This window comes from Amycolatopsis mongoliensis (genome assembly GCF_030285665.1).
Lineage (GTDB): Bacteria > Actinomycetota > Actinomycetes > Mycobacteriales > Pseudonocardiaceae > Amycolatopsis > Amycolatopsis mongoliensis.
Genome location: NZ_CP127295.1, coordinates 5,142,132 through 5,154,750, shown reverse-complemented (window position 1 = coordinate 5,154,750; position 12,619 = coordinate 5,142,132). Strand labels below are relative to the sequence as shown.

Sequence of the window (12,619 nt, the reverse complement as noted above, 5' to 3'; positions counted from 1 at the left end):
TCTCCCGTGGCGGCGTACAGCTTTCGTACAAAGGCCCGAAGGTCCGGCCGTCAGCCCGCCGAGGCCAGCTCCTCCGCGCCGCTGTACAGCTGGATCTTGAAGCGGATGTGGTCCTGGTGCTCCCGCAGCCGCTCGATCTGCGCCGCCACCCGCTGCTCGTGCTCGCGCAGGACGTCGACCCGCTCTTCGCGCGTCGCCTCACCGGAACGCAGGAGCTCCACGAACCGCAGCATCTCCGCCACCGGCATGCCCGTGTAGCGGAGGCAGCGCAGCAGCTGCAGGAACGCCACGTCCTGCTCGGTGAACACCCGCCTCCCGCCGGCCGTGCGGCCGACGTGGTGGAGCAGGCCGATGCGCTCGTAGTAGCGCAGGGTGTCGATCGTGAAACCGGTCTTTTCGGTCACCTGGGCCGGGGTGTAGGACGTCACCGACCCAGAGTGACACCTGGAGTGCACTCCGGGTCAAGCGGTGGCGACCGCCCGGCGCACGCCGTCGGCCAGCTCCTCCGACAGCCGGCGAACCCCCGCGGGGCCCTCGGCCGCCGCCGTGACCAGGGCCGAGCCCACGATCACCGCGTCCGCGAACGACGCCACCTCGGCGGCCTGGTCGCCCGAACGCACGCCGAGGCCGATGCCGATCGGGAGCGACGTGTGCGCCCGCGTGCGGCGGACCAGCGTCTCCGCACCCGCGCCGACCTGGTCACGAGCACCGGTCACGCCCATCACCGCGGTCGCGTAGATGAACCCCGAGGAGGCGGCGGCCGTCTTCGCGAGCCGCTCCTCCGACGACGACGGCGCCACCAGGAACGTCCGGTCGAGGCCGTGGGCCTCCGACGCGGTCATCCACTCGCCGGCCTCGTCCGGGATCAGGTCCGGCGTGATCAGGCCGAGCCCGCCCGCCGCGGCGAGGTCCCGCGAGAAGCGGTCGACGCCGTAGCGGTGCACCGGGTTCCAGTACGTCATGACGACCGCGCGGCCGCCGCGCGCCGAGATCGACTCGACGACCTCGAACACGTGCTTGAGGCGGAAGCCGTTGTCCAGTGCGGTCACCGACGCGGCCTGGATGGTCGGGCCGTCCATCACCGGGTCCGAGTACGGGACGCCGACCTCGATCAGGTCGGCACCGCCGTCGATCGTGGCCGCGATGAGGTCCTTCGAGCCCTCGACCGTCGGGAAGCCCGCCGGGAGGTACCCGATCAGGGCCCCGCGGCCTTCCGCGCGCGTCGTGGCGAAGAGGTCGTCGAGGCCGCTCATTCGTTCACCAGTCCGAACCACTTCGCCGCCGTGTCCATGTCCTTGTCGCCGCGCCCGGACAGGTTCACCACGATCAGGCCCTCGGGGCCCAGCTCGCGGCCCAGGTCCAGCGCGCCGGCCAGCGCGTGCGCCGACTCGATCGCCGGGATGATGCCCTCGGTGCGGGACAGGAGCTTGAACGCGTCCATCGCCTGGGCGTCGGTGATCGGGCGGTACTCGGCGCGGCCGGTGTCCTTCAGCCACGCGTGCTCCGGGCCGACGCCCGGGTAGTCCAGCCCGGCCGAGATCGAGTGCGACTCGACCGTCTGGCCGTCCTCGTCCTGCAGCAGGTACGTCATCGCGCCGTGCAGGTTGCCCGGCGAGCCCTTCGTGAGCGTCGCGCCGTGGCGGTTGCCCTCGATGCCCTCGCCGCCCGGCTCCAGGCCGACCAGCCGCACCGACGGGTCGTCGTAGAAGCCGGAGAAGATGCCGATCGCGTTCGACCCGCCGCCGACGCACGCGGCGACGACGTCGGGCAGGCGGCCGGCCTGCTCGAGGATCTGCTCGCGGGCCTCGGTGCCGATGACGTGGTGGAAGTTGCGGACCATCGCCGGGAACGGCGCCGGGCCGGCCGCCGTGCCGAACAGGTAGTGCGTGGTGTCGGCGTTGGTGACCCAGTCGCGCAGCGCCTCGTTGATCGCGTCCTTCAGCGTCCGCGAACCGGTCTTGACCGGGATCACCTCGGCGCCGAGCAGCCGCATGCGGGCCACGTTCAGCGCCTGGCGCTCGGTGTCGACCTCGCCCATGTAGACGACGCAGTCGAGGTCGAGCAGCGCGCACGCGGTGGCCGTCGCGACGCCGTGCTGGCCCGCGCCGGTCTCGGCGATGACCCGCTTCTTGCCCATCCGCTTGGTGAGCAGCGCCTGGCCCAGCACGTTGTTGATCTTGTGCGAGCCGGTGTGGTTGAGGTCCTCCCGCTTGAGGAACACCCGGGCGCCGCCGGCGTGCTCGCCGAAGCGCTTGGCCTCCGTGAGCAGCGACGGGCGGCCGGCGTAGTCCTTCAGCAGGCGGTTGAACTCGTTCAGGAACCCCGGGTCGTGCCGGGCCTTCTCGTACTCGGTCGCGACCTCGTCGACGACGCCGATCAGCGCCTCCGGCATGAACCGCCCGCCGTACGGGCCGTAGTAGCCGCGCTCGTCCGGGTCGTGCTTGTCGTGCTTCTCCGTCACCGCGACGGCCTCGGGCAGGCGGGGTGGGAACCGGCGGTGACCAGCTTGACCAGGGCGCCCTTCGGGTCACCGGAAGCGACGAGACCTTCGCCCACCAGCACCGCGTCGGCGCCGTGGCCGGCGTAGGACATCAGGTCGCCCGGCCCGCGGACACCCGACTCGGCGACCTTGTAGACGTCCATCGGCAGGCCGGGGGCCAGCCGCGAAAAGACGTCGCGGTCCACCTCGAGGGTGTGCAGGTTGCGCGCGTTGACGCCGATGACCTTGGCACCCGCCTCGAGGGCCTTGTCGGCCTCCTCGGCGTTGTGGATCTCCACCAGCGCGGTCATCCCGAGCGACTCGACGCGGTCGAGCAGCGCGACGAGCGCGTTCTGCTCCAGTGCGGCGACGATCAGCAGCACCATGTCGGCACCGTGCAGGCGGGCCTCGTGCACCTGGTAGGGGCTGACGACGAAGTCCTTGCGCAGGATCGGGATGTCGACCGCGGCGCGCACGGCGTCGAGGTCGGCCAGCGAGCCGCCGAAGCGGCGCTGCTCGGTGAGCACGCTGATCACGCGCGCACCGCCGTCTTCGTAGTCCTTCGCCAGTGCCGCGGGGTCGGGGATGTCGGCCAGGTCACCCTTGGAGGGGCTGCGCCGCTTCACCTCGGCGATCACGCCGATGCCGGACTCGCGCAGCGCGGACATCACGTCGCGGGGCGCCGGGGCGGCCGCCGCGCGGATCTTCAGCTCGTCGAACGGCAGCACGGACTCGCGTGCCGCGAGGTCCTCGCGCACGCCGGCGACGATGTCTTCGAGCACGGTCACCGGGCGCCCCCGCCCGGGTACGCGCTCACGGATTCATTCGCAAGGTCGCTCACAAAAACCTTCCCCTTCCCGCCGAAACGATGCTAACCCCCGCATCTGGAGCGCCCGGTTCCGGGTGCGCGCGTTACTCCGAATGCCTCCCCCGGACGTCCGTCGGATCTTCTCCTTCCGACAGCGCTTCCCACAGCTCGGCGTCCGGGTCACGCGCCTTCTTGCGCGTGGCCGGAGCCGCGTACCTGGCCCCCAGCCGCGCGGCCGTCCCGGCGCCCTTGACGGCTGCCAACCCGCCGGCCGCGACGAGCATTCCCCCCAGCACAGCCAGGCCGCGGCCCAGCAGCATCTCGGTGACGGGCAGCCCGTCCGCGTAGCCGGAGAACCGGACCCCGGCCACCCCGGCCCAGACCGCGGCGACGCCCGCCAGCGCGAGCACGACGCCCAGCACGCGCCGCGCCCAGCCGCCGGTCGCGATCACCCCGGCCACGCCGGCGAGGGCGAGCAGGGCCAGCGGCACGAGCGCCGTCGCCCGCTGCTCGCCGGTCTCGCGGTGGAGCACGGTCCCCCGGACGCCGCCGTCGCGGAACTCCGCGAACCACGTCAGCCGTGACGCACCCCACAGCGCGAGGGCGCCGAGCAGGAGCGCGACCACGATCATCCACAGTGGACGCCGGGACGGCTTTTCCGGCGACTCAGACATGGGCGGTGTCCGCGGCCGGGTCGAGGGAGCCCGCCGCCGCCATCGTCTGCGCGGCGGCCACGGCCGACAGCACCGTCCTGGCCTTGTTCAGCGACTCGGTGTCCTCGTAGTCCGGCACCGAGTCGGCGACCACCCCGCCGCCGGCCTGGACGTGCGCGATCCCGTCCTTGACCAGCGCCGTGCGGATCGCGATCGCCGTGTCCGCGTCGCCGGCGAAGTCGAGGTAGCCGACGACGCCGCCGTACAGCGCGCGGCGGACCGGCTCGAGCTCCTCGATCAGCTCCATCGCGCGGACCTTCGGCGCGCCGGACAGCGTCCCGGCCGGGAAACACGCCGTGACCGCGTCGAAGGCCGTCTTGCCCTCGGCCAGCTCACCGGTGACGGTCGACACGATGTGCATGACGTGGCTGTAGCGCTCGATCTGGAAGAAGTCGACGACGCGCACGGTCCCCGGCTTGCAGACCTTGCCGAGGTCGTTGCGGCCGAGGTCGACGAGCATCAGGTGCTCGGCGCGCTCCTTCTCGTCGGCGAGGAGGTCCTTGGCCAGCTGCGCGTCCTCCTCCGGGTCGGCGCCACGCCAGCGCGTGCCCGCGATCGGGTGCGTGGTCGCGCGGCCGTCCCGCACGGTGACGAGCGATTCCGGGCTGGAGCCGACGATGTCGAAGCCTTCGAGCCGCAGCAGGTACATGTACGGGCTCGGGTTGGACGTCCGCAGCACGCGGTAGATGTCGAGCGCGTCGGCGGCGGTGGGGATCTCGAACCGTTGCGACGGCACGATCTGGAACGCTTCGCCGGCCTTGATCGCCTCCACGGCCTTCTCGACCGCCGCGTGGAAGTCCTCCTTCGACCGCTTGCGCGTGAACTCGGGCGCGGGCCGGTCGAACGCGGCCACCGTGGCCGGCGCGGACACCTGCAGCTGCTCGGTCATCGCGCTCAGCCGGGCGACGGCGTCGTCGTAGGCCGCGTCCACGCGCTCGGGCGAGTCGTCCCAGTTGACGGCGTTCGCGATGAGCGTGACCATGCCCTCGTGGTGGTCGAACGCCGCGAGGTCGGTGGCCAGGAGCATCGTCAGCTCGGGGATGTCGAGGTCGCGCTCGGCCAGCTCCGGCAGCTTTTCCAGCCAGCGCACGGAGTCGTAGCCGATGTAGCCGACCATGCCGCCGGTCAGCGGCGGCAGCCCGGGCAGCGACTCGGTGTGCAGCGCCTCGATCGTCTCCCGCAGCACGGTGAGCGGGTTGCCCTCCGACGGCAGGCCGACCGGCGGGGTGCCGGTCCAGACCGCCTTCCCGGCGCGGACGGTGAGCGCGGCCGGGCTGCGGACGCCGATGAACGACCAGCGCGTCCAGGAGGCGCCGTTCTCCGCGGACTCGAACAGGAACGTGCCCGGCCGGTCGGCGGCGAGCTTGCGGTACACCCCGATCGGCGTCTCGCCGTCGGCGAGGACCCGGCGCACGACCGGGATGACGCGGCGGCTCTCGGCGAGGGCGCGGAAGTCCGCACGGGACGGGCTGACCGAGCCGGGACCGGACTTGCTGCTCGAGGTGCTGACCATGACCCTCATTGTGCTGCACCCCCCGGAGGGGTTTTGCCAGACCCTGAATTCAATGGATGTTGAATTCAGGGTGGACGTGAGTCATGATGGGGATGTGAGCACCACCGAGCCTACTTCGCGACGCCGCGGACGGCGCCCCGCCGGCCAGGACACCCGAACGGCGCTGATCGAAGCCGCGCGGGCCGTGTTCGCGGAGAACGGCTACGACGGGGCGACCGTGCGCGCGATCGCCACCCGCGCGGGCGTCGACGCGGCCATGGTCAACCACTGGTTCGGCGGCAAGGAAGGCCTCTTCGCCCAGGCGGTGCTCAAGCTCCCGTTCGACCCGCTCGAGCTGCTGGCGATCCTCCGCGACGGCCCGGACGACGAACTCGGCGAACGGATCGTCCGCACCTTCATCACCCGCTGGGACGGCGCAGGCGGCGGGGTGTTCGTGGCGCTCATCCGCAGCGTCACCGGCCACGAGCAGGCCGGCCACGTGCTGCGCGACTTCTTCCAGAAGTTCTTCACCGCGCTGATCTCGTCGATCGGCTCGGACGACGTCTCGCTGCGCATGACGCTCTGCGCGTCCCAGATGGTGGGCATGGGCATGATCCGGTACGTGGCCAAGTTCGAGCCGTTCGTCACCGAAGAGGTCGAGGTCCTCGTGCGGGCGGTGGCGCCGACCCTGCAGCGCTACCTCACCGGCGACATCGGCTGAGTGCGCATCCCGATCGCGTACGCGGGCACGGCGTACGGACCGGGGGCGACCGGGCCGAACGGGAACAGCACGACCATCTGCCGTCCCCAGCCGCCGATCCACGCGCGGCGGCCCTCCTGGCCGGCCAGGGCGCCGGGGCCGTGCGTCGACCGCGCGCAGCGCAGCACGATCCCGCTGCCGTCGCGGTAGTGCACCCGGACCTCCGGCATGCGCCCGCGGCGGTCGAGGGAGGGCACGACGGTCACCCTCGCGACCCGCCACCCGGTCCGGGCCGCCGCGCGGGCCCGGCGCCGCCAGCCGGCCGCGGCCGTGAGCGCGAACGGAAGGCCGCCGAAGCCGGCGAGCAGCGGGATGACGCTGAAGCCGACGAGAAGCACGTTCTCGTTCGCTTCGTCGGTGGTGCGGACGTGTTCGGGATCGCCCGCGTCGTAGACGACGGTCACGACGTCACCGACGTGGTAGCCGCGCCCGGAGTCCCGGGCGATCTCTTCGGTCCAGGACACGCCCGGCGAGTGGTAGCGCACGAAGATCGACGGCGTGCCCTTCACCGGGTCGTGGACGGAAAGCACCACGCCCTCGACGCGGACGCCGGTGGCGAGCAGGTCCGCGGCGGACCGGTCCGCCGCGATCACCCCGGCCAGCCCGCTCCCGAACACGACGGCCCAAGCCAGGGCCAGCCCCGCCGCGCGGTGGGCGGTCCGGCGCAGGCGCGCGGTCTCCGCATCGAGGTCGACCCGGCCTTCGCCGTTGGTGGCGTCCCGTGCGGGCAGCCACGCGCCGTAGTCGGCCAGGAGGGTGCGCAGCCGACGGTCGGCGGCCCGCAGGCGGTACCCGCCCAGCGCGGCGAGCGCCAGCGATCCGCTCAGGATGGCGGCCTCGCCAGCGAGCTCACCGTCCTCGAAGACGTAGTCCGGGGCGAGCAGCGAGTAGGTCGTGCCCGCGGCGAAGAGCAGGAAGACCAGCACCGCGACCACGGTCAGGACCAGCCAGCCGGTCCGCCGTCTCTCGTGCACCATCAGCCGAGCGTAGAACCGCCGGACGGCGGCGATGCTGCGAGAAAGGGCACAAGGCACCAAGGCAACCGGGCGGCCGCGCCCGGCGTGCAAGTGAGCAGGCCGAAGCCATCCGGATGCGGGACGGAACGGCGGGGCGGCGCATATCGCTGACGCCGTTCGCCCATCCGGGAAACCGACGGGTTTCGTCCCCGAGGCCGGGGTTTCGGGTCAGCGCGCGAGCAGGAGCGCGATGAGCGCCAGGGTGCCCGGCAGCACCTGCACGAAGAGGATCCGCTTGTTCGCCGTCGCCGCGCCGTAGAGGCCCGCGATGATCACGCAGACGATTCCGTACAGCTTGAGCTGGAAGCCCGTCGGGTCGCTCGCGATCAAGCCCCACACGAGCGCGAGCGCCAGGAAACCGTTGTACAGCCCCTGGTTCGCGGCCAGCGGCGCGCTCTCCTTCGCGAACTCCTCGGTGGTGCCGAAGGCCGCGCGGGCGCGCGGTGTCGTCCAGAGGACCATCTCCAGGACGACGATGTAGACGTGGATCAGGGCGACCAGCCCGACCAGGACGTCGGCGACGATTGTCACGCGTGCTCTTTCTCGTCGGCCAGGAGCAGGCGCTCCTCGGTGTCGAAACAGGTGTGCGTGCCGGTGTGACAGGCGGGGCCGGTCTGGTCGACGCGCAGCAGGACCGTATCGCCATCGCAGTCGATCCGCACCTCGCGGACGTGCTGGTAGTGCCCGGACGTCTCGCCCTTGACCCACAGCTTCCGGCGGCTGCGCGACCAGTACGTGCCGCGGCGGGTGGCGAGGGTGGCGGCGAGCGCGTCGTCGTTCATCCAGGCCATCATCAGCACGTCCGAAGTGGCGTGTTCGACGACGACCGCGGCGATCAGGCCGTCGGCGTTGCGCTTGAGGCGCGCCGAGACGGCCGTGTCCAGGGTCATGCCCGTACTCCCAGGGTGTGCCGCTTCACCGGCATCGAGTTGAACAGGACGAACGCGTAGCCGTACCCGGCGAAGGACAGGCCGGAGAACAGCTTGTTCCACCACAGCGCGGCGCCGAGCAGCAGGAACGCGTGCAGCAGGGCGAACACCACGGTGACGACGAGCCCGCCGATGCGGGCACTGCCCATCTTGAGCACGAGACCGGTCGTCACGACGCCGCCGAGGATCAGCGCGAGCGCGGGCATCCGGTAGATCTCCAGGCTCGACCCGGCGCTCAGCACCGGGATCAGGTCGAGCAGCGCCCACGCGACCGGCAGGCCGATCAGCAGGGCGGCGACGACCTTGACCTCGACGGGTGCCTGCCAGGACTTCATCGGACCTCGACCCCGCCTTCGCGCAGCGCGTCCTTGACGTCGCCGATCTTCAGCTGTCCGAAGTGGAACACGCTGGCCGCCAGGACCGCGTCCGCGCCGGCGCGGACCGCGGGCAGGAAGTGCTCGACCGCCCCCGCTCCCCCGCTCGCGATCACCGGGACGCGCACGGCCTTGCGGACCAGCTCGATGAGCTCGAGGTCGAAGCCGTTCTTGGTGCCGTCGGCGTCCATCGAGTTCAGCAGGATCTCGCCGACGCCCAGCTCCTCGCCGCGCGCGGCCCACTCGACGGCGTCGATGCCGGTGCCGCGGCGGCCGCCGTGCGTGGTGACCTCGAAGCCGGACGCGGTCGGCTCGCCGCCCCCGGGGACGCGGCGAGCGTCGACCGACAGGACGATGCACTGGGCACCGAACCGGCGGGAGGCCTCGTGGAGGAACTCCGGACGGGCGATCGCGGCGGTGTTGATGCTCACCTTGTCCGCGCCGGTGCGCAGCAGCCGGTTGACGTCTTCGTTGCTGCGGACACCGCCCCCGACGGTGAGCGGGATGAACACCTGCTCGGCGGTGCGGCGGACCACGTCGTAGGTGGTCTCGCGGTCCCCGGAGGACGCCGTGACGTCGAGGAACGTCAGTTCGTCGGCTCCCTCGGCGTCGTAGCGCCGGGCCAGCTCGACGGGGTCGCCGGCGTCGCGGAGGCCGGCGAAGTTGACGCCCTTGACGACCCGGCCCGCGTCGACGTCGAGACAGGGGATCACCCGCACCGCGACAGACATGGCCACCAGCGTAGTCAAGGGCGTTCCCAGCTCGGGCAATGGCACGGGCGGGGCGCGCGGGAAGATCCTCGACGCGGCGCGGCACCGGTTCGCCGAGCTGGGGTGCGACGGTCCGCGCTCGGGGCTCGGCGAACGGCTGGTGCGGGCGTTCCCGGCGCCCGCCGTAAGCCGGAAGCCGGGAGTTGCTCATCACGGCATGTTCACGTCCTGGCCACCCGATTCGTCTAGTTTGCCGCGCGTGCGCAGACTTCTTCCGGTGGCCGTGGCCGCCGTCTCCCTGCTGACCGCCGTTCCCGCCTCCGCCGCGCCTCGCGATCCCGCGCCGGTGGTGCAGACGCAGGCGTTCGCCGAGCCCGCCGACGCCGACGACCCCGCGATCTGGGTCCACCCGCACGACCCGTCGCGCAGCGTCGTGCTCGGGACGCTGAAGGAGGGCGGGCTGGCGGCGTTCGACCTGGACGCCCGGACGCTGCAGCTCGTCCCGGCCGGCCCGGGCGGGCGGTTCAACAACGTCGACGTGGTGGGCGACCTGGCGGTGGTCAGCGACCGCGGCCGCGACCGCATCCGGGTGTACCGGATCGACCCGCGCGGCTCGGCCGCGGGCGCCGGGGTGCTGCGGGACGTGACCGACCCGGCCGCCGCCCGGGTGTTCCCGGAGTCCGAAGTGGACGAACAGCGCACCGCGTACGGCCTGGCGGCGGGCCGCGACCCGGTCACGGGGATCCGCTGGGTGGCGGTGACCCGCCGCCACGAGACGCGGGTGGCGTTGCTGCGGCTGGTCGACCGGCCGGGCGGCGTCGGCACGGCCCGGCTCGCGACGATCGACCTGCCGCCGTCCTTCCGGCTGCCGAACGGCGCCTCCTGGTCGCCGTGCGAGGAGCCGGGCGAGCGGCCGCAGCTGGAGGGCTCGGTGCTCGACGGCCGCACGCTCTACACCGCGCAGGAGGACGTCGGGATCTGGCGGATCCCGCTGAGCCCGGCCGGGTTCGGGCGCCCCGAGCTGGTCGACCGGGTGCGCTCGTACGGCGTCCCGGCGCACTGGGACGCCGTCACCGAGGAGTGCGTGCCGGACGGCGCCGGCCCGGGCTTCGGCGGCCGGTGGCTGACCGCGGACGCCGAAGGCCTGGCGGTGGCGCACGGCGAGCTGTTCGCCTCCAGCCAGGGAGACTCCCGGTTCGTCGTGTACGGCCCCCGGACGCGGGACCTGCGGATCGTGGCGGGCCGCGGCACGGACTCGGTGGAGCATTCGGACGGGTCGGCGATCAGCACGGCGTACTTGGGCCGGCGGTTCCCGCACGGGCTGCTGGTGGTCCACGACGGCGAGCGCCGCCCGCAGGTGGGAGACCAGGCGGCCACGGGGTTCGCCTTCGTACCGCTGGAGCAGGTCATTCCGCGGTAGGGGCCGCGCGCCGGAGGAGCCGGGCGGGGGCCGCCACGGAAGGCTTCCGGCCGCAACGACCGGCCCGGGGCGTGCCCCGGGCCGAGGTCACCAGACGAAGATCCGCGGCATGCTCACCCTCGGCGGTGGCGCGATCCGCGGGATCCGTGCGATCTCCGGGGGCACGCGGAAGGTGTCCGGCGGGGTGTAGCGGGGCGTTCCGTAGCCGTACCGCCCGAGGTCGGAGGAGTACGGGTACGACGGCAGCCGGTAGTAGTCCAGGGGTGGCATCGGCAGGCGCAGCGGCTCCAGCTCCGGGAACGTCAGCCGCAACCGGCCCGACGGGTCGAGCGACGGGGGCGGCGTGCGGGCCTCGATCACCTCCGTCACCTTCCGGTCGAGCTGCCCCGGCGCCGCCCGCAGCGCCGACACCGTCGCCTGGAACGCCCTCGTCACCTCCTCCGCCCGCGGTGTCGCGGCCGCCACCGGCCGGGTCACGTCGGTGTGGTCGACGAGCGCCGCCGCCTCGCGGTCGACCGCCGCACCGAAGTCGCGGGGGGCCCGCAGCGCGATGTCGGCCAGCCGGTCGTACGCCCGGCCGAGCCGGTCCTGCAGCGTCTTGTCGGCCGCCTCGGCGAACGCCTGCACCAGCGGTTCCAGGATCGGGACCGCGTCCGTCACCGGCTTCGTGAGCGCCACGATCCGTTCGCTCGCCACCTTTTCGACCTGCAGGCTCACCTTCTTCCGGCTGTCCGCGACGAGGTCGATGCCCGGCTCGGCGGGCCGCGCGTCGACGACCGCCCGCGCGGCCGCCACCTGCTCGGGCGTGATCCCGGGCGGTGCGTCCCGCGGCCGAGCCTCGCCGACCCGCAGCTCGGGCTCGAGCGCGTCGACCTTCGCCTCGGCCACCGCCTCGGCGCGGACGGCGTCGTCCACCGCCGGCAGGCTGACGTCGTAGCCCGACTTGGCGGCCGCGGCACTGGTCCGCGCCCCGTCGACCAGGCCCGCCAGCTCCGTGCGGCGACCGGCCAGCGCGTCCCGGTACGCCTGCGGGAACGCCGCTTCGACCTTGCCGTACAGCTGCCCGGCCACCCGCTGGGCCAGGCCCGCCTCGATCTTCCGGGTCACGTCGGCGTAGCCCTGCTGGGCGACCTTGAACTTCACCTGGAGGTCGGTGGCCGGCACGCCGAGCTGCATGCCGAACAACGACAGCGACGCCAGCGTCGCGAGCCCGGCGGCCGCGGGGCCGCTGTACTTCGTGTAGAGGTCGGCGGTCCGGCCGAGGCCGGCCGCGACGCGCGTCCGCCGGCCCCCGTCGCCGCGGGCGAGCAGCAGGCAGGTCAGCAGGTAGACACCGATCAGCGCGGCGAACACCGAGAACTCCGAAAGCTTCAGGTGCCCGGAAAAGTACTGCGAGACCGCCTCGAAGAACCGCTGCAGGGAAATCAGCCAGCCGGTGCTCGACGTGTCCGCGAACCACTGCAGGTACGCCGAAAGCATCAAGTACGACGTCGCGGCCACGCCCACCGGCACGAGGTAGAGCACCCCGAACGCGGCCAGGTGGTACCGCAGCCCCGGACCACCGCGCACGTCCTCGGCCGCGCACCGCCGCGCGTACTCGCGGCAGAACGCCACCAGCCCCCAGACCGCCCCGGTGAACACCGCGAACGGCCCGATCACGAAGGCGGCCACGAGCACCGCCACGACGGCGAGGCCCGTCGTCAGCTTCCCCTTCGTCATCGCCCCCTCCTTCCCCGCCTTTTCCTCCCGGATCCAGGAAAGCACGGGGCACCGACAGGTTTTCCCGGGCGGCCCCGAGGCGGCCGGGTCACCCGGGAAGGCCGGGAACGCACCGAAGCCGATGATCACCCGAGCCGGTGAACGCCGACGGCGCGAAATCCGCCAAGCCCCCTCGAAGAACGCGAACTGTGACCGCGAC

14 protein-coding genes are annotated in these 12,619 nt (G+C 72.7%); 2 read left to right on the top strand and 12 right to left on the bottom strand.

The window, feature by feature from the left end; genetic code table 11:
* Positions 1 to 50: 50 nt before the first annotated feature.
* The 6 genes from QRX60_RS25205 to QRX60_RS25180 all read right to left on the bottom strand — a co-directional run bounded on the left by QRX60_RS25205 (position 51) and on the right by QRX60_RS25180 (position 5,513).
* Positions 51 to 428 (bottom strand): MerR family transcriptional regulator, encoded by a 378-nt coding sequence (locus QRX60_RS25205; RefSeq protein ID WP_286003240.1) that lies wholly within the window; start codon positions 426 to 428, stop codon positions 51 to 53.
* 33 nt (positions 429 to 461) lie between these two features.
* Complete coding sequence (gene trpA, locus QRX60_RS25200) at positions 462 to 1,253, bottom strand: tryptophan synthase subunit alpha (protein ID WP_286003239.1); 792 nt, start codon at positions 1,251 to 1,253, stop codon at positions 462 to 464.
* On the bottom strand, positions 1,250 to 2,461 hold the full coding sequence (trpB, locus tag QRX60_RS25195) for a tryptophan synthase subunit beta (protein ID WP_286003238.1): 1,212 nt from the start codon (positions 2,459 to 2,461) through the stop codon (positions 1,250 to 1,252). Before trpB ends, trpA begins: the two co-directional genes overlap by 4 nt.
* Positions 2,458 to 3,267: an indole-3-glycerol phosphate synthase TrpC gene (trpC, locus tag QRX60_RS25190; protein WP_286003237.1), complete on the bottom strand. Its 810-nt coding sequence runs from the start codon at positions 3,265 to 3,267 to the stop codon at positions 2,458 to 2,460. The genes trpB and trpC overlap by 4 nt, the downstream gene beginning before the upstream one ends.
* A 124-nt stretch (positions 3,268 to 3,391) precedes the next feature.
* Entirely contained in the window at positions 3,392 to 3,919 is a 528-nt protein-coding gene (locus QRX60_RS25185; RefSeq protein WP_286003689.1) for a Trp biosynthesis-associated membrane protein, read from the bottom strand.
* A 34-nt stretch (positions 3,920 to 3,953) separates the two neighbouring features.
* The gene (locus QRX60_RS25180) at positions 3,954 to 5,513 is read right to left on the bottom strand and encodes an anthranilate synthase component I (protein ID WP_286003236.1); all 1,560 of its coding nucleotides are present in this window, start codon (positions 5,511 to 5,513) and stop codon (positions 3,954 to 3,956) included.
* Positions 5,514 to 5,607: 94 nt separating this feature from the next.
* Between QRX60_RS25180 and QRX60_RS25175 the strand changes: the two genes are divergently transcribed.
* Entirely contained in the window at positions 5,608 to 6,213 is a 606-nt protein-coding gene (locus QRX60_RS25175) for a TetR/AcrR family transcriptional regulator (protein WP_286003235.1), read from the top strand.
* On the opposite strand, the gene QRX60_RS25170 is transcribed toward QRX60_RS25175, so the two are convergent.
* The 5 genes from QRX60_RS25170 to hisF form a co-directional block, all read right to left on the bottom strand.
* The gene (locus tag QRX60_RS25170) at positions 6,189 to 7,229 is read right to left on the bottom strand and encodes a DUF3592 domain-containing protein (RefSeq protein ID WP_286003234.1); all 1,041 of its coding nucleotides are present in this window, start codon (positions 7,227 to 7,229) and stop codon (positions 6,189 to 6,191) included. The two genes, QRX60_RS25175 and QRX60_RS25170, sit on opposite strands and share 25 nt — an antisense overlap.
* A 207-nt stretch (positions 7,230 to 7,436) precedes the next feature.
* The gene (locus QRX60_RS25165; protein ID WP_286003233.1) at positions 7,437 to 7,799 is read right to left on the bottom strand and encodes a DUF1304 domain-containing protein; all 363 of its coding nucleotides are present in this window, start codon (positions 7,797 to 7,799) and stop codon (positions 7,437 to 7,439) included.
* Positions 7,796 to 8,158 carry a phosphoribosyl-AMP cyclohydrolase gene (gene hisI, locus QRX60_RS25160; RefSeq protein WP_286003232.1) on the bottom strand — a complete coding sequence of 121 codons (363 nt, stop codon included), beginning with the start codon at positions 8,156 to 8,158 and terminating at the stop codon, positions 7,796 to 7,798. Before hisI ends, QRX60_RS25165 begins: the two co-directional genes overlap by 4 nt.
* Positions 8,155 to 8,532, bottom strand: coding sequence for a hypothetical protein (locus QRX60_RS25155; protein ID WP_286003231.1), 378 nt, complete (start codon positions 8,530 to 8,532; stop codon positions 8,155 to 8,157). The genes hisI and QRX60_RS25155 overlap by 4 nt, the downstream gene beginning before the upstream one ends.
* On the bottom strand, positions 8,529 to 9,302 hold the full coding sequence (gene hisF / locus QRX60_RS25150; protein ID WP_286003230.1) for an imidazole glycerol phosphate synthase subunit HisF: 774 nt from the start codon (positions 9,300 to 9,302) through the stop codon (positions 8,529 to 8,531). Before hisF ends, QRX60_RS25155 begins: the two co-directional genes overlap by 4 nt.
* 256 nt (positions 9,303 to 9,558) lie before the next feature.
* Between hisF and QRX60_RS25145 the strand changes: the two genes are divergently transcribed.
* The gene (locus QRX60_RS25145) at positions 9,559 to 10,701 is read left to right on the top strand and encodes a phytase (protein WP_286003688.1); all 1,143 of its coding nucleotides are present in this window, start codon (positions 9,559 to 9,561) and stop codon (positions 10,699 to 10,701) included.
* Positions 10,702 to 10,788: 87 nt separating this feature from the next.
* Here the strand turns inward: QRX60_RS25145 and QRX60_RS25140 are convergent, their stop codons facing one another.
* Positions 10,789 to 12,420, bottom strand: coding sequence for a hypothetical protein (locus QRX60_RS25140; protein ID WP_286003229.1), 1,632 nt, complete (start codon positions 12,418 to 12,420; stop codon positions 10,789 to 10,791).
* Between the last annotated feature and the right edge of the window lie 199 nt (positions 12,421 to 12,619).

Coding starts and splice junctions, on each gene's coding strand:
- trpA (WP_286003239.1), bottom strand. CDS start 1,253: ATGAGCGGCCTCGACGACCTCTTCGCCACGACGCGCGCGGAAGGCCGC.
- QRX60_RS25185 (WP_286003689.1), bottom strand. CDS start 3,919: ATGATCGTGGTCGCGCTCCTGCTCGGCGCCCTCGCGCTGTGGGGTGCG.
- QRX60_RS25180 (WP_286003236.1), bottom strand. CDS start 5,513: ATGGTCAGCACCTCGAGCAGCAAGTCCGGTCCCGGCTCGGTCAGCCCG.
- QRX60_RS25170 (WP_286003234.1), bottom strand. CDS start 7,229: ATGGTGCACGAGAGACGGCGGACCGGCTGGCTGGTCCTGACCGTGGTC.
- hisI (WP_286003232.1), bottom strand. CDS start 8,158: ATGACCCTGGACACGGCCGTCTCGGCGCGCCTCAAGCGCAACGCCGAC.
- QRX60_RS25155 (WP_286003231.1), bottom strand. CDS start 8,532: ATGAAGTCCTGGCAGGCACCCGTCGAGGTCAAGGTCGTCGCCGCCCTG.
- hisF (WP_286003230.1), bottom strand. CDS start 9,302: ATGTCTGTCGCGGTGCGGGTGATCCCCTGTCTCGACGTCGACGCGGGC.
- QRX60_RS25140 (WP_286003229.1), bottom strand. CDS start 12,420: ATGACGAAGGGGAAGCTGACGACGGGCCTCGCCGTCGTGGCGGTGCTC.